Genomic DNA, 18,810 nt, shown 5'->3' on the forward strand with positions numbered 1-18,810 from the left:
AAACAAGGAGTTACAGCACCTGGACGATAGCTTTGGTCACCACGTGGATGTTGCTCTGGTTCAGCGCGGCCACGGCGATGCGGCCGGTGTCCAGCGCATAGATGCCGAACTCGTTCTTCAGGCGGGCGACCTGTTCGACGGTCAGGCCCGAGTACGAGAACATGCCGACCTGGCGACCGACGAAGCTGAAGTCGCGGTTGGCGCCATACTCGGCCAGCAGCGAAACCATCTGCTTGCGCATGCCGTGGATGCGCTCGCGCATTTCGGCCAGCTCGGTTTCCCACATCTGGCGCAGTTCGGCGCTGTTCAGTACGGTGGCAACGATGGTTGCACCGTGGGTCGGCGGGTTGGAGTAGGTGGTGCGGATCACGCGCTTGACCTGCGACAGCACACGGGTGCTCTCGTCCTTGGAGGCGGTAACGATCGACAGCGCACCGACGCGCTCGCCGTACAGCGAGAACGACTTGGAGAACGAGCTGGATACGAAGAACTCCAGGCCCGACTCGGCAAACAGGCGCACGGCGAAGGCGTCTTCGGCGATGCCGTCACCGAAGCCCTGGTAGGCCATGTCGAGGAACGGCACGTGGCCCTTGGCCTTGACCACTTCCAGGACGTTTTTCCAGTCGTCCAGGCTCAGGTCGACGCCGGTCGGGTTGTGGCAGCAGGCGTGCAGCACCACGATCGAACCGGACGGCAGGTTGTTCAGGTCTTCGAGCATGCCAGCGCGGTTGACGTCGTTGGTCGGCGCGTCGTAGTAGCGGTAGTTCTGTACCGGGAAGCCGGCCGATTCGAACAGCGCGCGGTGGTTTTCCCAGCTCGGGTCGCTGATGGCAACCACGGCGTTCGGCGACACACGCTTGAGGAAGTCGGCACCAATCTTCAGCGCGCCGGTACCGCCGACGGCCTGCACGGTAACCACGCGGCCAGCGGCCAGCAGTGGCGACTCGGCGCCGAACAGCAGCTTTTGTACAGCCTGGTCGTAGGTGGCGATGCCGTCGATCGGCAGGTAGCCGCGCGAGGCGTGCTGGGCGGCACGCTGGGTCTCGGCTTCGATCACGGCGCGCAGCAGCGGAATGCGGCCTTCCTCATTGCAGTACACACCCACGCCCAGGTTGACCTTGTCGGTACGTGGGTCGGCGTTGAATGCTTCGTTGAGGCCCAGAATAGGGTCGCGGGGTGCCAGCTCGACAGCGGAAAACAGGCTCATTGTTACCTTGGCTCTGATTGGAGTGTGATAGGACGTACACGCTCCAGCCCGAATGCACTGAAGCGGTGCACAAACGGGGAGTCAGTATAGTGATACCGACCGGTCACCGCGACAGTCCCGCATCGCTTTTCCGGTCATTTGCGCAAATATTTTTCGACCATTGGTCTAATTGCCGGGTCCACCGTAACAAGCGCTCACAGCTGTGCCTTGAAAGCGTCCCCCGGCGGGCGTATTTGGGTATAGACTACTGGCTAAATTTACAGTTGCTGCAACACCGCGAGGTCCGTCATGTCCGAGTTCCAGCTCGTCACCCGTTTCCAGCCGGCCGGCGACCAGCCCGAGGCCATCCGCCAGATGGTCGAAGGCATCGAGGCGGGGCTGTCGCACCAGACGCTGCTCGGGGTGACCGGTTCTGGCAAGACCTTCAGCATCGCCAACGTCATCCAGCAAGTGCAGCGGCCAACCCTGGTGCTGGCGCCGAACAAGACCCTGGCCGCGCAGCTGTATGGCGAATTCAAGGCGTTCTTCCCTAACAATGCGGTGGAGTATTTCGTCTCCTACTACGACTACTACCAGCCTGAAGCCTATGTGCCGTCGTCCGACACCTTCATCGAGAAGGACGCTTCGATCAACGACCACATCGAGCAGATGCGCCTGTCGGCGACCAAGGCGCTGCTCGAGCGGCGTGACGCCATCATCGTCACCACGGTGTCTTGCATCTACGGCCTGGGTAGCCCCGAGACCTACCTGAAGATGGTCCTGCACGTGGACCGCGGCGACAAGCTCGACCAGCGCGCGCTGCTGCGCCGCCTGGCCGACCTGCAATACACCCGCAACGAGATGGACTTCGCCCGCGCCACCTTCCGCGTACGCGGCGATGTGATCGACATTTTCCCGGCCGAATCGGACCTCGAGGCCATCCGCATCGAACTGTTCGATGACGAGGTCGAGAACATTGCCGCCTTCGACCCGCTGACCGGCGAAGTCTTCCGCAAGCTGCCGCGTTTCACCTTCTACCCCAAGAGCCACTACGTCACCCCGCGGGAAACCCTGCTGGAAGCAGTGGAGGGCATCAAGGAAGAGCTCAAGGACCGCCTGGAATACCTGCAGAAGGCCAACAAGCTGGTCGAGGCCCAGCGCCTGGAGCAGCGCACCCGTTTCGATCTGGAGATGATCCTGGAGCTGGGATACTGCAACGGCATCGAGAACTACTCGCGCTACCTGTCCGGCCGCCCGGCCGGGGCGCCGCCACCCACCCTGTACGATTATCTGCCAGCCGATGCGCTGCTGGTGATCGACGAATCCCACGTCAGCGTTCCGCAGGTCGGTGCCATGTACAAGGGCGACCGCTCACGCAAGGAAACCCTGGTCGAGTACGGCTTCCGCCTGCCTTCGGCGCTGGACAACCGGCCGATGCGTTTTGACGAGTGGGAGGATGTCAGCCCGCAGACCATCTTCGTATCCGCCACCCCAGGCCCCTATGAGGCCGAGCATGCCGGGCGCGTGGTGGAGCAGGTGGTGCGCCCGACCGGGCTGGTCGACCCACAGGTGGAAGTGCGCCCGGCGCTTACCCAGGTGGATGACCTGCTGTCGGAAATTCGCAAGCGCGTTGCGCAGGGCGAACGGGTGCTGGCCACCACGCTGACCAAGCGCATGGCCGAAGACCTTACCGACTATCTGGCCGACCACGATGTGCGGGTGCGTTACCTGCACTCGGACATCGACACCGTCGAGCGGGTGGAGATCATCCGCGACCTGCGCCTGGGTACTTTCGATGTGCTGGTGGGCATCAACCTGTTGCGTGAGGGCCTGGACATGCCCGAGGTGTCGCTGGTGGCGATCCTCGATGCAGACAAGGAAGGCTTCCTGCGCTCCGAGCGTTCGCTGATCCAGACCATCGGCCGTGCTGCGCGTAACCTCAATGGCCGGGCCATCCTGTATGCCGACAACATCACCGGTTCCATGCAGCGCGCCATCGACGAGACCGAGCGTCGTCGCGAGAAGCAGATCGCCTTCAACCTGGCCAATGGCATCGTGCCCAAAGGCGTGGTCAAGGACATCACCGATATCATGGAAGGCGCCACCGTGCCGGGTTCGCGCAGCAAGAAGCGCAAGGGCATGGCCAAGGCGGCGGAGGAGAGCGCCCGTTACGAAGCCGAGCTACGCACGCCGGGCGAGATCACCAAGCGCATCAAGCAGCTGGAAGAGAAGATGATGCAGTTCGCCCGTGACCTGGAGTTCGAGGCCGCGGCGCAATTGCGCGACGAAATTGCCCAGCTGCGTGAGCGGTTGATTGCCAGCTGATTGCTTTGTCACCTGTATTGGCCTTTTCGCGGGTAAACCCGCTCCCACAGGAATCACGCAGTTTTCGATAGCTGTGTAGTATTTGTGGGAGCGGGTTTACCCGCGAAGAGGCCAGTACAGGCAGCCATCCACTCAATTGGATTTTCCAGCCTTCAATCCTTCATGCAACCTGCGGGTCGACACCACCGCCACCCTGCTAACCGCCAACCCGATCTCCACAAAACGGAAGGCATCGCACCATTGCTGGAGCCCGATGCCTGCCTCCTGCTAACATCCCGCCTTTGTTTCATCTTTCGTTCGAGACCCTCCATGACCACCGTACGCACGCGTATCGCGCCATCGCCTACCGGCGACCCCCATGTTGGCACTGCCTACATCGCCCTGTTCAACTACTGCTTTGCCAAGCAGCACGGCGGTGAGTTCATCCTGCGCATCGAAGACACCGACCAGTTGCGCTCCACGCGCGAGTCGGAACAGCAGATCTTCGATGCGCTGCGCTGGCTCGGCATCGAATGGAACGAAGGCCCGGATGTCGGCGGCCCGCACGGCCCGTACCGGCAGAGCGAACGTGGCGAGATCTACGCCAGGTACGCCAAGGAACTGGTTGACGCCGGCCATGCCTTCTACTGCTTCTGCACCGCCGAAGAGCTGGAGCAGATGCGCGCCGAGCAGCAAGCTCGTGGCGAAACCCCGCGCTACGACGGCCGCGCGCTGTTGCTGAGCGCCGAGGAAGTGCAGCGCCGCCTGGACGCTGGCGAGCCGCACGTGATCCGCATGAAAGTGCCGAGCGAAGGCGTGTGCGTGGTACCGGACATGCTGCGTGGCGATGTCGAAATCCCGTGGGACCGCATGGACATGCAGGTGCTGATGAAGAACGACGGCCTGCCGACGTACTTCCTGGCCAACGTGGTCGACGACCATCTGATGGGCATCACTCACGTGCTGCGCGGCGAAGAGTGGCTGCCTTCGGCACCCAAGCTGATCAAGCTGTACGAATACTTCGGTTGGGAACAGCCCAAGTTGTGCTACATGCCGCTGCTGCGTAACCCGGACAAGTCCAAGCTGTCCAAGCGCAAGAACCCGACCTCGGTGACGTTCTACGAGCGCATGGGCTTCATGCCCGAGGCAATGCTCAACTACCTGGGCCGCATGGGCTGGTCGATGCCGGACGAGCGCGAGAAGTTCTCGCTGGCCGAGATGGTCGAGCACTTCGACCTGTCGCGTATCTCGCTGGGTGGCCCGATCTTCGACATCGAGAAGCTGTCCTGGCTGAACGGCCAGTGGCTGCGCGAACTGCCGGTCGAGGAGTTCGCCGCGCGCCTGCAGAAGTGGGCGTTCAACAGCGACTACATGATGAAGATCGCCCCGCACGTGCAGGGCCGGGTGGAAACCTTCAGCCAGGTTGCGCCGCTGGGCGGGTTCTTCTTCGAAGGCGCGCTGAAGCTGGACGCCAAGCTGTTCGAAAGCAAGAAGCTGTCGGCCGACCAGGTGCGCCAGGTAATCCAGCTGATCTTGTGGAAGCTCGAAAGCCTGCGTCAGTGGGAAAAAGAGCGCATTACCGGTTGCATCCAGGCGGTGGTCGAGGCGCTGGAGCTGAAGCTGCGTGACGCCATGCCGCTGATGTTTGCCGCCATTACCGGCCAGGCCAGTTCGGTTTCGGTACTGGATGCGATGGAAATCCTTGGCCCGGACCTGACCCGCTACCGCCTGCGCCAGGCACTGGACCTGCTGGGTGGTGTGTCGAAGAAAGAAAACAAAGAGTGGGAAAAGCTGCTGGCTTCTATTGCCTGATAACGCTCCTGAGGCCATCGCCGAACCTGTGGGAGCGGGTTTACCCGCGAATACGAGGGTGCATGCACCGCCGCCTTCGCGGGTAAACCCGCTCCCACAGGGCTCACTGTTCAGCTTTTGGTAGGGGCAGGGCGGTAAGTGATTGTTATCTGTGAAAATTTTTTTGAATATTTTGAAAAATTAGTTTGACAGCCCTGCAATCCGATCTTAATATGCGCCCCGTCCACAGCGATGAACGAAAACGGAACGCCAGGCACCCAGCCAGCGCTTCGGTTCAAAGCGACATTGTGGGGCTATAGCTCAGCTGGGAGAGCGCCTGCATGGCATGCAGGAGGTCAGCGGTTCGATCCCGCTTAGCTCCACCAAATTCCGCTTGGCAGTCAAGGCTGTCGGGCAAGACCGGGTCCAGCAACCGGGTCTTGAAGGTAAGAAGGTTCGTCCCCTTCGTCTAGTGGCCTAGGACACCGCCCTTTCACGGCGGTAACAGGGGTTCGAGTCCCCTAGGGGACGCCAGTTTTGTACAAGCGATGTTTCAGGATGTCGCTGGGCCGAGAGGCTAGAAATCCGGGGCTATAGCTCAGCTGGGAGAGCGCCTGCATGGCATGCAGGAGGTCAGCGGTTCGATCCCGCTTAGCTCCACCAATTTTGCCGCGGTTCGCGTAAGCGGATCGGCACGAAGGTTACGTCCCCTTCGTCTAGTGGCCTAGGACACCGCCCTTTCACGGCGGTAACAGGGGTTCGAGTCCCCTAGGGGACGCCACTTTTCCTGCGTTTTGCAGGGCTTTAAAGGCTCGTCGATTACTGATGAGCCTTTTGTTTCGGGGCTATAGCTCAGCTGGGAGAGCGCCTGCATGGCATGCAGGAGGTCAGCGGTTCGATCCCGCTTAGCTCCACCATTTCTGCCAGGGTTCACACGCGTGAATCTTCGCGAAGGTTACGTCCCCTTCGTCTAGTGGCCTAGGACACCGCCCTTTCACGGCGGTAACAGGGGTTCGAGTCCCCTAGGGGACGCCACGTTTACCCGCGTTTTGCGGGACTTTGAAGGCTCATTCGATTATTGAATGGGCCTTTTGTTTTTTTCCCCTGCTCATAAATTCGCGACCGACAGTCGGCTGCAGATTCTGCTTGCCAAAAAATATTATGAGAATAATATTTCGATCATCATATTTTGATCGGCGAGTGGCCTGATGAGCGACAAGAAGAGCAGAACCCGCGAGCGCATTCTCGAGGCGGCACGAAGTGCGCTGATCCAGCACGGGCCGGCCGAGCCCAGCGTCAGTCAGGTCATGGGCGCAGCAGGCCTGACCGTTGGTGGCTTCTATGCCCACTTCGACAGCAAGGACGAGCTGATGCTCGAAGCGTTCCGCCAGTTGCTGGGCGAGCGCCGCGCCTTGCTCGCGCAGATCGACCCCAGCCTTGATGGCGCCGGGCGACGAGCGCTGGCCAGCGCCTTCTACCTGTCGCGCAAGCACCGTGATGCCGAGGTGCACGCCTGCCCGCTGCCCAACTCGCTGGGCGAGATGCAGCGCCTGCCCGAGGCCTTCCGTGAGGTGCTGGCCGAGCATATCGAGTTGATGACTGCCGCCATGGTCGACCGCCCCGAGGACGCCGACAAGGCCTTGGCCGACCTGGCCCTGATGGTTGGCGGCCTGGCGCTGGCCCGTGCCCTGGGCACCAGCGAGCTGTCTGATCGTATTCTGCGCGCCGCCAAATCGGCGGTGCTTTGACCCTGGAGCATGGCGATGACTACCCTGAGCTGGATTCGTGGTGTCAATGGCACCCTGGGCCGCCTGGCCCCTGAGCATGTCGCGGGCAAGATGCGCCGTGCCTTCATGACCCCGCGCAATCTGCCGCCGCGGGATTGGGAATTGCCCGTGCTGGCCAGCGCCGAGCGCATCACCCTGCGCTTCGGCTTGTCGGCCTTGCGCTGGGGCAAGGGGCCGACCGTGCTGCTGATGCACGGCTGGGAAGGGCGCCCGACCCAATTTGCCGCGTTGATCGAAAGCTTGGTCCAGGCCGGGCACACGGTGGTGTCGCTGGAGGGACCGGGGCATGGGCGTTCGCCCGGCGAGCAGGCCAATGTGGTGCTGTTTGCCCGAGCGCTGCTGGAGGCGGCCGCCGAGCTGCCGCCGCTGCGCGCGGTGATTGGCCATTCCATGGGCGGCGCCAGCGTGCTGCTGGCCTTGCAGATGGGCCTGCGCGCTGAGGCGGCGGTGAGCATTGCTGCCCCGGCGCGATTGTTGGGCGTGTTGCGTGGCTTTGCCCATCGTCTGGGGCTGCCGGCACGAGCGCGGGCGGCGTTCATTCGCCAGGTGGAGCGGGATGTGGGCATGCAGATTGCGCGGCTGGATGTGACTGGTTACCAGCTGGAGTTGCCTGGGCTGGTGGTGCATGCCGCCGATGATGCGTTGGTGGCAGCCGATGAGGCCCAGGTTATCCACAAGGCATGGTTCGATAGCCGCCTGGTGCTGCTGGAGGCGGGTGGCCACCAGCGGGTGCTATCCGACCCGCGCTTGAGTGAAGCGGTGCTGGAGCTGCTGGCCCGGGCTGGTGCGCCGACGCGGCAAAGCGCCTGAGCATCCGTTACACTCGGTACGACTCCGGGGCTGCTGCGCAGCCCTTTCGCGACACAAGGCCGCTCCCACAGGGACCGCGAAACACCACAGGATTGCGCGGTCCCTGTGGGAGCGGCCTTGTGTCGCGAAAGGGGCGCAACGCGCCCCCGGCTATCAAATTTATGCACCGTTTTCACAGGAGTGTGCATGAGCTGGGACCTGGCAACACCCTTCATCATCGATCTGCGCGTCGGCAGCGAGGATATCGATGGCCTCGGCCACGCCAACAACGCGGTCTACGTTACCTGGCTGGAGCGCTGCGCCTGGCGCCACTCCCAGCGCCTGGGCCTGGACCTGGCCGAATATCGCCGGCTGGACCGGGCGATGGCCGTGGTGCGCCACGAAATCGACTACCTGGCCGCTGCCTACGAGGATGACGAGTTGCAGCTGGCTACCTGGATCATCGATTGGGACCAGCGCCTGCGCATGACCCGGCGCTTCCAGCTCAAGCGCCCGCGCGACGGCGTGACCTTGCTGCGCGCCCAGACCACCTTTGCCTGCATCGAGCTGTCCAGCGGCAAGCCCAGGCGCATGCCCGCGGAGTTCCTCGACGGTTACGGCCCGGCGCTGATCGGCGCCTGAAACAGCGGCAAATTTTGTTAGACTGCCGGCTTTTTCCGCCGAGACCCCGACATGCAAATTGCCCTGGCCCCCATGGAGGGGCTGGTCGACAACATCCTGCGCGACGTGCTGACACGCGTGGGCGGTATCGACTGGTGCGTCACCGAGTTCATTCGCGTGTGCGACCGCCTGCTGCCGCCTTCCTCGTTCGACAAGCTGGCACCCGAGTTGCGTAATGGCGCGCGAACCGCCGCCGGGGTGCCAATGCGCGTGCAGTTGTTGGGTTCGGACCCTGTGTGCCTGGCGGAAAACGCCGCCCTGGCCTGCGAACTGGGCGCACCGGTGATAGACCTGAACTTCGGTTGCCCGGCCAAGACCGTCAACAAGTCACGCGGTGGAGCGGTGCTGCTCAAGGAGCCGGAGCTGCTGCACGCCATTGTGCGTGAAGTGCGCCGTGCCGTGCCGGCGGATATCCCGGTCACCTCGAAGATGCGCCTGGGTTTCGACAGCCCCGATGGCGCGCTGGAGTGTGCCACGGCGCTGGCCGAAGGCGGCTCGGCGCACCTGGTGGTACATGCGCGGACCAAGGTCGAGGGCTACAAGCCGCCGGCTCACTGGGAGTGGGTGGCACGGGTGCAGGATGTGGTCAAGGTACCGGTGTTCGCCAATGGCGAGATCTGGACCGTGGACGACTGGCGGCGTTGTCGTGAGGTCAGTGGCGCCGAAGACATCATGCTGGGCCGCGGGCTGGTCTCGCGCCCCGACCTGGGGCTGCAGATTGCCGCGGCGCGTGACGGGCGGGAGTATCGGCCGATGAGCTGGGACGACCTGCTGCCGTTGCTGCGCGAGTTCTGGCGGCAGGCCCAGGCCAAGTTGTCGCCGCGCTATGCGCCGGGGCGGATGAAGCAGTGGTTGGCAATGCTGACCCGCAGTTATCCCGAAGCGGTTGTGCTGTTTGCCGAGTTGCGGCGGGAGGATGATTGTGCGCGGATCAGCCGGTTGCTGGGGGGTGAGGCGGTTTCCTTCGAAGCTTGTATTGCCTGATCCGGCCCTTTCGCGGGTGAACCCGCTCCCACAGGTACTGCGCAGGTCTCAAGGCCTGTGTTGATCCTGTGGGAGCGGGTTCACCCGCGAAGAGGCCATCAAATCAAAAGCAGAATTCAGTTTTTTCTACCTCCCCCTTGAAAGCTTTCCCTCTGGCCATATCTCTTGAGTACGCGATGCCGAAGACGGGTCGCGTAATGACTTACTTGCTGAATCTCAGGAGTTAATGACCATGACCACTGCTTTCTCTCTCGCTCCACTGTTCCGCCATTCCGTTGGTTTCGACCGTTTCAACGACCTGTTCGAATCCGCGGCACGTAACGAGGCCGGTAGCAGCTACCCGCCCTACAACGTGGAAAAACATGGCGATGACCACTACCGCATCGTGGTTGCCGCAGCCGGCTTCCAGGAAGAAGACCTCGACCTGCAGGTTGAAAAAGGCGTCCTGACTGTTACTGGTGGCAAGCGCGACAATGGCGCTACTGAAGTGACCTACCTGCATCAGGGTATCGCGCAGCGCGCCTTCAAGTTGTCGTTCCGCCTGGCCGACCATATCGAAGTCAAGGCCGCCGGTCTGGCCAATGGCCTGCTCAGCATCGACCTGCTGCGCATCGTGCCTGAAGAAGCCAAGGCCAAGCGCATTCCGATCAACGGCGACAAGCCAGCGCTGAACTGATCGTGTAGATGTGAAGAAGGGCACCCTTAGGGGTGCCCTTTTTATTGTGATCGCCTGAAGGCCGGCTCCCACAGGAATCGCATCCGCATCGGTTTCAGTAATCCGCCGGCGCCTCCAGCAACATCTGCCGAAACTCCGGCAACGGCAGCGGTCGGCTGTGCAAGTACCCTTGGTACAGGTGGCACCCCAGCCGTTCCAGGAACTCCAGCTGTTCGGTCAGCTCCACCCCTTCGGCAATCACCGCCAGGTCCAGGCTGCGAGCCATGGCGACGATGGCGCGGACGATTTCGGCATCGTTGGGGTCAACCGGTGCATCGCGCACGAAGGTCTGGTCGATCTTCAGCGCATCCACCGGCAGGCGTTTCAGGTAGGTCAGCGAGGAATAGCCAGTGCCGAAGTCATCCATCGCAAAGCTCACCCCATAGCGCTTCAGTTCGCGCATCTTGCTGATGGTGTCTTCCAGGTTCTGGATAACGATGCCTTCGGTAATTTCCAGCTTCAGCATCTGCCGTGGCAGGCGGTAATCGTCCAGGCTGCGTAGCACTCGCCCGACAAAGTCGTTCTGGCGGAACTGCCGTGGGCTGATGTTCACGCACAGGCTGAAATCATCGGCGTCGATCAGCCCGTCGGCGAGCATGCGCGCGCAGGCATCGCACGCCTCATCGAGGATCCAGCTGCCAACCTCCAGGATCAGGCCGCTTTCTTCCAGCACCTGTATGAATTGCGCGGGCGGCTGCTGACCCAGTTGCGGATGATGCCAGCGCAGCAGTACCTCGGCGCCGACGATGCGGTTGTCACGGGCATCCACCTGTGGCTGGAAGTGCAGCGCCAGCTCGCCGCGGGCCAGGGCCAGGCGCAGGTCGTTTTCCATGCGCAGGCGCTCGCTGGCAGCTTTCTGCATGGTGGTATGGAACAGCTGGGTGGTGTTGCGCCCGGAATCCTTGGCACGATACAGGGCGATATCGGCACGCTTGAGCAGGTCGGCCGGGGTAGCGCCGTGGTCAGGGATCAGCGCCACGCCGATGCTGGGTGTTACCTGCAGGCGCTGGCCATCCAGCGACATCGGCTCGGCCAGCAGTTCGCGCAGGGTGTCGGCCAGCCCGCGGACTTTCTCTTCGACCAGCTCGCGGCTGCCCTCAAGGCCGCTGAGCAATACCACGAACTCGTCGCCACCCAGGCGCGCCACGGTGTCTTCCAGGCGCACACTGGCTTCCAGCCGCGCCGTGATGATCTTCAGCACCGTGTCGCCCACCGGGTGGCCCAGCGAGTCGTTGATGTGCTTGAAGTGGTCGAGGTCGAGGAACAACAGGGCGCCGCGCAGGTTGTGGCGCCTGAGCAGGGCGATCTGCTGGCTCAGGCGGTCCATCAGCAGGGCGCGGTTGGGCAGATTGGTCAGCGGGTCGTGGTAGGCCAGGTGACGTATCTGTGCCTGGGCGTTCTTCAGCTGGCTGACATCACGGGCGGTCAGCAGCAGGCAGTCCACTTCGTTGAGGGTGATCGGCTCCACCGACACCTCTACGGTAAGGATATCGCCACGCTTGTTGCGCCCGAGCATCTCGCGGTGGTGCACCCGGCCACGCTCGCGCAATTCGGCCAGCAGGGCGCTGCGCTGCTTGTCGTCGGCCCAGATGCCGATCTCGTACACCGTGTGGCCGACCACTTCGGCGGCGCTGTAGCCGGTCAGGCGGCAGAAACCGTCGTTGATTTCCAGGTAGCGACCGCTATGGCGTTCGGTGATGGTGATGGCGTCGGGGCTGGAGTGGAAGGCCTTGGCAAACTTTTCCTCGCTGGATTTGAGCGCCGCTTCGGCGCGCTGCTGCTGGGTGATGTCGCGCAGGGTGGTCACGCTGCAGGGCTGGTCATCGACGGTGATGAGGCGGCTGGAAATCACGCAGGTCAGTGGTGCGCCATTACGGTGGTTGACCACCACGGCGACGTTGCTCAGTGCCTGCTCGCGGATGACCCGCTCGATGCGTTGCGCGCGTTCGATGGACTCCGCCCACAGGCCGATTTCCTCGGCGGTGCGGCCGATCACCTGGTCGGTACCCCAGCCGAAGGTCTGGGTGAACGCCGGGTTGATCTCGATGAACTGGCCAGTGTCCTGACGGGTGACGCAGATCGGGTCGGGGCTGACCTGGAACAGGCTGGCGAACTTCTCTTCCGAGGCGCTCAGGCGCTGTTCGCGTTCCACCTGGTCGGTGATGTCGAGCAAGGTGCCGGCCATGCGCAGTGGGTTGCCCTGCTCGTCGCGGTACAGTCTGGCGCGGCTTTCGATGTAGCGCGAGATGCCGTTTTCCAGTTGTACCCGGTAGGTGATCTGGTAGTTGCCGGCAGGCCCTTCGCGCAGGCTGCGATAGGCCTGGCGCATCGAGTTGCGTTCCTGCTCCGGTACCCCTTCGAAAAACGCGTCGAACGATTCGTGAAAGGGGATTGGCGGCAGGCCGTGCAACTGCGCGGCGCGGGCCGAGCCGTAGAGCATGCCGCTGGGGATGTGCCAGTCCCAGGTGCCCAGCTGTGCCGAGTCCAGGGCCAGGTCCAGGCGTTCCTGGCTGTCCTTCAGGGCTTGCTCGGCGCGCTTGCGTTCGGTGGTGTCGATGAAGGTGCTGATCAGGAAGGTCACGCCTTCCAGCTCGATGCCCTGGGTGCAGAGGATGCCGTCGTGCACCTTGCCGCTGATGGCGCGGAACTGCACCTCGAGAATCAGCGGGCCACTGTTGGCGCGGGTCGATTCCAGCATCTGCTGGCGCTGTTCGGGGTTGACCCACAAGCCCAGTTCCAGGCTGGTCTTGCCGATCACCTGGCTGCCGGGCCAGCCGAACATGTCTTCGAAGTGCTGGTTGACCTCGAAGATCATGCCGTCGTGGCGGCGGGTGAGCAAAATGGCATTGGGGCTGAGGTGGAACAGGGTGGCGAAGCGTTTTTCCGAATTGATCAGCGCCGTTTCCCGCTCGCGCTGACGGGTGATTTCGCGGATCACCCCGATCATCTGTGGCCGGCCGTGCAGGTCGTGGGTCAGGCTGCCGTTGATCTCCAGCCAGTGCAGGCTGCCGTCCGGCCAACGGATACGGTGGCGCATGGCCTGTTCCACCGGTTCGCCGTTGAACACTGCCTGGAACACCTGGCGCGTGCGCGCACGGTCTTCCTCGGGCAGCAGGTCGAGGTAGTCGATATCGGCGGGGAGCGGGCGCTGCGGGTCGAAGCCGAACAGGGCCTGGGTGCCCCGTGACCAGCTGACCCGGCCGCTTTCGATATCCCATAGCCAGGCACCCAGCCGGGCGCCGTTGAGCGCAGCCAGCAGTTGCGGGGCGTTCTGCCAGGCCTGTTCCGACTCCTGAGGGTCGGCCGCGGGTATGCGCGGCAGGCGCAAAAAGCGATTCGCTGATTTGGGCATCGGTACCAGACCTTTGGCGTATGACGCGTCCTTGGAGGTGGCAATACCGGGCTTACGACCGGTCAGGCGGGCCCCGCGTGGCTGTCGAGCAAGGCCATGAATGCCCTGGCCGCGTTCGACAGCGTGCGCTCCGTGTGCAAGATGTAGCCTAGCTGGCGCGACAGCTGTATGCCCGGCAAGGCGATGGGTGCAACCTGTTCGTCGAGCATGGTGCGCGGCAGCACGCTCCAGGCCAGGCCGATCGACACCATCATCTTGATGGTTTCCAGATAGTTGGTACTCATGGCGATGTTCGGCGTCAGGCCCTGGCTTTCGAACAGGCGCTGGACAATATGGTGGGTAAAGGTGTTGCCGCCGGGGAATACGGCCGGGTGGCGGGCGACGTCGGCCAGGCTGACCTCATGGTTGTTGGCCAGCGGGTGCTCGGGTGCGGCGACGAAGTCCAGGGCGTCGTCCCACACCGGCACGGCCTTGACCAGGTGGTGCGGCTCGGGCGCCAGGGTGATAACGGCAATCTCGGCGCGGCCATGCAGAATCTCGTCGTAGGCCTGCTCCGAATCCATGAACTGAATATCCAATGCCACTGCAGGGTATTCACGCGTGAAGGCCCGCAGCAGCGGGGGCAAGCGGTGCAGGCCAATGTGGTGGCTGGTGGCCAGGGTCAGGCGACCGCTCACTTCTCCGGTCAGATTGGTCAACGCGCGGCGGGTATCATCGAGCACATTGAGAATCTGGTAGGCCCGCGGCAACAAGGCGCGCCCGGCTTCGGTCAGGGTCACCTCACGGCCCAGGCGGTCGAACAGGCGCACATCCAGCTGCTGCTCGAGCCCGGCGATGCGCTTGCTGATGGCTGGCTGGGTCAGGTGCAGGCGCTCGCCGGCGCCAGAGAAACTGCCGGTTTCGGCGATGGCGATGAAAGCACTGAGGTTGGCCAGGTCCATTGCTTGAATTCCTGATGGTTATGCAAAGCATGAAAATTATGAATTTGAGTTATTCAATCTATCGCCATAGCATCGTCCGTACAAGCCAAGGGGTCTTTGGCATAGAAAGACGCTGATGAGGAACAGTCTGATGGCTGGCAAAACGCTTTACGACAAACTCTGGGAAGCCCATGAGGTCAAGCGCCGTGATGACGGCTCGTCCTTGATCTACATCGACCGTCACATCATCCATGAAGTGACGTCGCCCCAGGCCTTTGAAGGCCTGCGCCTGGCCAACCGCAAACCCTGGCGCATCGACGCCAACATCGCTACGCCGGACCACAACGTGCCGACCACGCCAGAGCGCAAGGGCGGTATCGAAGCCATCGTCGACCAAGTGTCGCGCCTGCAGGTGCAGACCCTCGACGAGAACTGTGACGAATACGGCATCGTCGAATTCAAGATGAATGACGAGCGTCAAGGTATCGTCCACGTTATCAGCCCTGAGCAGGGTGCCACCTTGCCTGGCATGACCGTGGTCTGCGGTGACTCGCACACTTCTACCCACGGCGCCTTCGGTGCCTTGGCCCACGGCATCGGCACCTCCGAGGTGGAGCATGTGCTCGCTACCCAGTGCCTGGTCGCCAAGAAGATGAAGAACATGCTGGTGCGGGTGGAAGGCCAGTTGCCTGCCGGCGTTACTGCCAAAGACATCGTCCTGGCCGTGATCGGCAAGATCGGTACCGCCGGTGGTAACGGCCACGCCATGGAATTTGCCGGCAGCGCCATCCGCGAATTGTCGATGGAAGGCCGCATGACCATTTGCAACATGTCCATCGAAGCCGGTGCCCGCGTAGGCCTGGTGGCGGTGGACGACACCACCGTTGCCTATGTCGAAGGCCGCCCGTACGCGCCGAAGGGCGAGCAGTGGAAGCAGGCGGTGGAGGCCTGGAAAGGCCTGGTTTCCGACGCTGACGCGGTGTTCGACACCGTGGTCGAGCTCGATGCTGCGCAAATCAAGCCGCAGGTCAGCTGGGGCACCTCGCCGGAGATGGTCCTTGCCGTCGACCAGCGCGTACCGGACCCGGCTGCCGAGCCAGACCTGATCAAGCGTGGTTCGATCGAGCGTGCCCTCAAGTACATGGGCCTTGCCGCCAACCAGGCGATTACCGATATCAAGCTCGACCGCGTATTCATCGGTTCGTGCACCAACTCGCGCATCGAAGACCTGCGCGCCGCCGCCGAAATCGCCAAGGGCCGCAAGGTCGCTGCCAACGTCAAGCAGGCGCTGGTGGTACCGGGCTCGGGCCTGGTCAAGGCCCAGGCCGAGCGTGAAGGCCTGGACAAGATCTTCCTCGAAGCCGGTTTCGAATGGCGTGAACCAGGCTGCTCGATGTGCCTGGCGATGAACCCGGACCGCCTGGAGAGCGGCGAGCATTGCGCGTCCACCTCCAACCGCAACTTCGAAGGCCGTCAGGGTGCCGGTGGCCGTACCCACCTGGTCAGCCCGGCCATGGCCGCCGCCGCCGCGGTGACCGGCCACTTCATCGATGTTCGCGAGTTGATCCAAGGGAGCGCAGCATGAAAGCCTTTACCCAGCACACTGGCCTCGTCGCGCCGTTGGACCGTGCCAACGTCGACACCGACCAGATCATCCCCAAGCAGTTCTTGAAGTCGATCAAGCGCACCGGCTTCGGCCCCAACCTGTTCGACGAGTGGCGTTACCTGGACGTGGGCCAGCCCTACCAGGACAACAGCAAGCGCCCGCTGAACAAGGAGTTCGTGCTCAACCACGACCGCTATCAAGGTGCCAGCGTGTTGCTGGCGCGCGAGAACTTCGGTTGCGGCTCCAGCCGCGAACATGCCCCGTGGGCGCTGGACGAGTACGGTTTCCGCAGCGTGATCGCGCCGAGCTTTGCCGACATCTTCTTCAACAACAGCTTCAAGAACGGCTTGCTGCCGATCATCCTCAGCGATGAGGAAGTCGACGAGCTGTTCAAGCAGGTAGAAGCCAACCCGGGCTACCAGCTGGTCATCGACCTGCAGGCCCAGGCGGTGACCCGCCCGGATGGCAAGGTATTGCACTTCGAGATCGATGCGTTCCGCAAGCACTGCCTGCTCAACGGCCTGGACGACATCGGCCTGACCTTGCAGGACAGCGACGCGATCAAGGCCTTCGAAGGCAAGCACCGTGCAGCGCAGCCTTGGCTGTTCCGGGATGCCTGAAATATGTAGGTGACAGTACCGGCCTCTTCGCGGGTGAACCCGCTCCCACAGGTACGGCGCAAGATTCGAAACCTGTAGAGGACCTGTGGGAGCGGGCATGCCCGCGAAAGGGCCGGTACAGGCAGCAAGAAACCAAAAGGATCGAGACATGACCAGCACCCAGCACACCGATGTGGTCCAACGCCAGTTCGGCGAACAGGCCAGCGCCTACCTCAGCAGCGCCGTGCACGCCCAGGGCAGTGAATTCGCCCTGCTGCAGGCCGAACTGGCAGGGCAGGGCGCTGCCCGCGTGCTGGACCTGGGCTGCGGCGCCGGTCATGTCAGCTTCCACATCGCCCCGCTGGTCGCCGAAGTGGTCGCCTACGACCTCTCGCAGGCCATGCTCGATGTGGTCGCCAGTGCCGCCGCCGAGCGCGGCCTGGCCAATATCACCACCGAGCGCGGTGCCGCCGAACGCCTGCCGTTCGCCGATGCCTCGTTCGACTTCGTCTTCAGCCGCTACTCGGCCCACCACTGGAGCGACCTGGGCCTGGCCCTGCGCGAAGTGCGCCGCGTGCTCAAGCCGGGTGGCGTGGCGGCGTTCATTGATGTGATGTCGCCGGGCAGCCCGCTGCTCGACACCTACCTGCAAACAGTCGAAGTACTGCGCGACACCAGCCACGTGCGCGATTATTCCGCCGCCGAATGGCAGCGGCAGGTCAGCGAGGCTGGTTTGCATGTGCGCAGCCACACCCGCCAGCCGCTGCGCCTGGAGTTTTCCAGCTGGGTCGAGCGCATGCGCACCCCCGAGCCGATGCGCGTGGCAATTCGCCAATTGCAGCAAGCCATGGGTGAAGAAGTGCGGCAGTATTACCAGATCGAGGCCGACGGTTCGTTCAGCACCGATGTGCTGGTGTTGTGGGCCGAGCGTTAAGAACTTTTCGGTGGGGCCCGCTTGGCCGCACCGCGTGAATGGATAGAGGAAAGCATGAGCAAGCAGATTCTGATTCTCCCAGGTGACGGTATCGGCCCGGAAATCATGGCCGAGGCGGTCAAGGTGCTGGAGCTGGCCAACGACAAGTTCCAGCTCGGCTTCAGCCTGGAGCACGATGTGATCGGTGGCGCCGCCATCGACAAGCACGGCGTGCCGCTGGCCGACGAGACCCTGGAGCGTGCGCGCAAGGCCGATGCCGTGCTGCTGGGCGCAGTGGGCGGGCCGAAGTGGGACAAGATCGAGCGTGACATCCGCCCCGAGCGCGGCCTGCTGAAAATCCGTTCGCAACTGGGCCTGTTCGCCAACCTGCGCCCGGCCATCCTCTACCCGCAACTGGCCGATGCCTCGTCGCTCAAGCCCGAGATCGTTTCCGGCCTGGACATCCTCATCGTCCGTGAGCTGACCGGCGGTATCTACTTCGGTGCCCCGCGTGGCCAGCGCGAGCTGGAAAACGGCGAGCGCCAGGCCTACGACACCCTGCCGTACAGCGAAAGCGAAGTGCGCCGCATCGCCCGTGTCGGCTTCGACATGGCCCGCGTGCGTGGCAAGAAGCTGTGCTCGGTGGACAAGGCCAACGTCCTGGCTTCCAGCCAGCTGTGGCGTGAAGTGGTCGAGGACGTGGCCAAGGACTACCCGGATGTGGAACTGAGCCACATGTACGTCGACAACGCCGCCATGCAACTGGTGCGCGCGCCCAAGCAATTCGATGTGATGGTGACCGACAACATGTTCGGTGACATTCTGTCGGATGAAGCTTCCATGCTCACCGGTTCCATCGGCATGCTGCCTTCGGCGTCGCTGGATGCCGACAACAAGGGCATGTACGAGCCGTGCCACGGCTCGGCGCCGGACATCGCAGGCCTTGGCATCGCCAACCCGCTGGCGACCATCCTGTCGGTATCGATGATGCTGCGTTACAGCTTCAATCAGTCGGCTGCCGCCGAGGCGATCGAGAAGGCCGTGAGCCTGGTCCTGGACCAGGGCCTGCGCACCGGCGACATCTACTCGGAAGGCTGCCGCAAAGTTGGTACGCAGGAAATGGGCGACGCAGTAGTCGCAGCGCTGCGGAATCTGTAATCTCTCTGGCCCGCCACCCAAAATT

The 18,810-nt window shown here is 63.1% G+C and carries 14 protein-coding genes and 6 tRNA genes; 17 read left to right on the forward strand and 3 right to left on the reverse strand.

What is annotated here, in order from left to right; translation table 11 throughout:
* Positions 1-10: 10 nt before the first annotated feature.
* Positions 11-1,207 carry an amino acid aminotransferase gene (locus R9B85_RS20050; protein ID WP_075044142.1) on the reverse strand — a complete coding sequence of 399 codons (1,197 nt, stop codon included), beginning with the start codon at positions 1,205-1,207 and terminating at the stop codon, positions 11-13.
* A 288-nt stretch (positions 1,208-1,495) separates the two neighbouring features.
* On the opposite strand from R9B85_RS20050, the gene uvrB reads away from it, so the two are divergent.
* The 13 genes from uvrB (at position 1,496) to R9B85_RS20115 (ending at position 10,198) form a co-directional block, all read left to right on the forward strand.
* On the forward strand, positions 1,496-3,511 hold the full coding sequence (uvrB, locus tag R9B85_RS20055) for an excinuclease ABC subunit UvrB (protein WP_112253321.1): 2,016 nt from the start codon (positions 1,496-1,498) through the stop codon (positions 3,509-3,511).
* A gap of 309 nt (positions 3,512-3,820) precedes the next feature.
* The gene (gene gltX, locus R9B85_RS20060) at positions 3,821-5,302 is read left to right on the forward strand and encodes a glutamate--tRNA ligase (RefSeq protein WP_025338230.1); all 1,482 of its coding nucleotides are present in this window, start codon (positions 3,821-3,823) and stop codon (positions 5,300-5,302) included.
* Positions 5,303-5,591: 289 nt separating this feature from the next.
* A tRNA-Ala gene (locus R9B85_RS20065) sits at positions 5,592-5,667 on the forward strand.
* Positions 5,668-5,739: 72 nt separating this feature from the next.
* Positions 5,740-5,815, forward strand: a tRNA-Glu gene (locus tag R9B85_RS20070).
* A 53-nt stretch (positions 5,816-5,868) separates the two neighbouring features.
* A tRNA-Ala gene (locus R9B85_RS20075) sits at positions 5,869-5,944 on the forward strand.
* 42 nt (positions 5,945-5,986) lie between these two features.
* Positions 5,987-6,062: transfer RNA gene (locus R9B85_RS20080), tRNA-Glu, on the forward strand.
* A 60-nt stretch (positions 6,063-6,122) separates the two neighbouring features.
* Positions 6,123-6,198, forward strand: a tRNA-Ala gene (locus R9B85_RS20085).
* Between the two features lie 42 nt (positions 6,199-6,240).
* A tRNA-Glu gene (locus R9B85_RS20090) sits at positions 6,241-6,316 on the forward strand.
* 173 nt (positions 6,317-6,489) lie between these two features.
* Positions 6,490-7,029, forward strand: a complete 540-nt coding sequence (locus R9B85_RS20095; RefSeq protein ID WP_039615373.1) for a TetR/AcrR family transcriptional regulator — start codon at positions 6,490-6,492, stop codon at positions 7,027-7,029.
* Positions 7,030-7,044: 15 nt separating this feature from the next.
* Entirely contained in the window at positions 7,045-7,878 is an 834-nt protein-coding gene (locus R9B85_RS20100; RefSeq protein ID WP_207879734.1) for an alpha/beta fold hydrolase, read from the forward strand.
* A 186-nt stretch (positions 7,879-8,064) separates the two neighbouring features.
* The gene (locus R9B85_RS20105; RefSeq protein ID WP_112253317.1) at positions 8,065-8,499 is read left to right on the forward strand and encodes an acyl-CoA thioesterase; all 435 of its coding nucleotides are present in this window, start codon (positions 8,065-8,067) and stop codon (positions 8,497-8,499) included.
* 51 nt (positions 8,500-8,550) lie between these two features.
* Positions 8,551-9,522 (forward strand): tRNA dihydrouridine synthase, encoded by a 972-nt coding sequence (locus tag R9B85_RS20110; RefSeq protein ID WP_207879733.1) that lies wholly within the window; start codon positions 8,551-8,553, stop codon positions 9,520-9,522.
* A 232-nt stretch (positions 9,523-9,754) separates the two neighbouring features.
* Complete coding sequence (locus R9B85_RS20115; protein ID WP_112253348.1) at positions 9,755-10,198, forward strand: Hsp20 family protein; 444 nt, start codon at positions 9,755-9,757, stop codon at positions 10,196-10,198.
* A gap of 94 nt (positions 10,199-10,292) precedes the next feature.
* Here R9B85_RS20115 and R9B85_RS20120 read toward each other — a convergent pair whose 3' ends face one another.
* Both R9B85_RS20120 and R9B85_RS20125 read right to left on the reverse strand, forming a co-directional pair.
* Positions 10,293-13,589, reverse strand: a complete 3,297-nt coding sequence (locus R9B85_RS20120) for a PAS domain S-box protein (protein ID WP_207879731.1) — start codon at positions 13,587-13,589, stop codon at positions 10,293-10,295.
* A gap of 62 nt (positions 13,590-13,651) precedes the next feature.
* Positions 13,652-14,530, reverse strand: a complete 879-nt coding sequence (locus tag R9B85_RS20125) for a LysR family transcriptional regulator (protein WP_112253314.1) — start codon at positions 14,528-14,530, stop codon at positions 13,652-13,654.
* A gap of 130 nt (positions 14,531-14,660) precedes the next feature.
* Here R9B85_RS20125 and leuC point away from each other — a divergent pair, with 130 nt between their 5' ends.
* The 4 genes from leuC (at position 14,661) to leuB (ending at position 18,785) form a co-directional block, all read left to right on the forward strand.
* Entirely contained in the window at positions 14,661-16,094 is a 1,434-nt protein-coding gene (gene leuC, locus R9B85_RS20130; RefSeq protein WP_013971600.1) for a 3-isopropylmalate dehydratase large subunit, read from the forward strand.
* Positions 16,091-16,735 carry a 3-isopropylmalate dehydratase small subunit gene (leuD, locus tag R9B85_RS20135; protein ID WP_112253313.1) on the forward strand — a complete coding sequence of 215 codons (645 nt, stop codon included), beginning with the start codon at positions 16,091-16,093 and terminating at the stop codon, positions 16,733-16,735. The genes leuC and leuD overlap by 4 nt, the downstream gene beginning before the upstream one ends.
* Before the next feature lie 148 nt (positions 16,736-16,883).
* Entirely contained in the window at positions 16,884-17,648 is a 765-nt protein-coding gene (locus tag R9B85_RS20140) for a class I SAM-dependent methyltransferase (protein ID WP_112253311.1), read from the forward strand.
* Between the two features lie 54 nt (positions 17,649-17,702).
* Positions 17,703-18,785 carry a 3-isopropylmalate dehydrogenase gene (gene leuB, locus R9B85_RS20145; protein ID WP_112253310.1) on the forward strand — a complete coding sequence of 361 codons (1,083 nt, stop codon included), beginning with the start codon at positions 17,703-17,705 and terminating at the stop codon, positions 18,783-18,785.
* The last annotated feature ends 25 nt before the right edge of the window (positions 18,786-18,810 follow it).

It is taken from the genome of Pseudomonas sp. NLJ1, assembly GCF_049486705.1.
Taxonomy (GTDB): domain Bacteria; phylum Pseudomonadota; class Gammaproteobacteria; order Pseudomonadales; family Pseudomonadaceae; genus Aquipseudomonas; species Aquipseudomonas inefficax.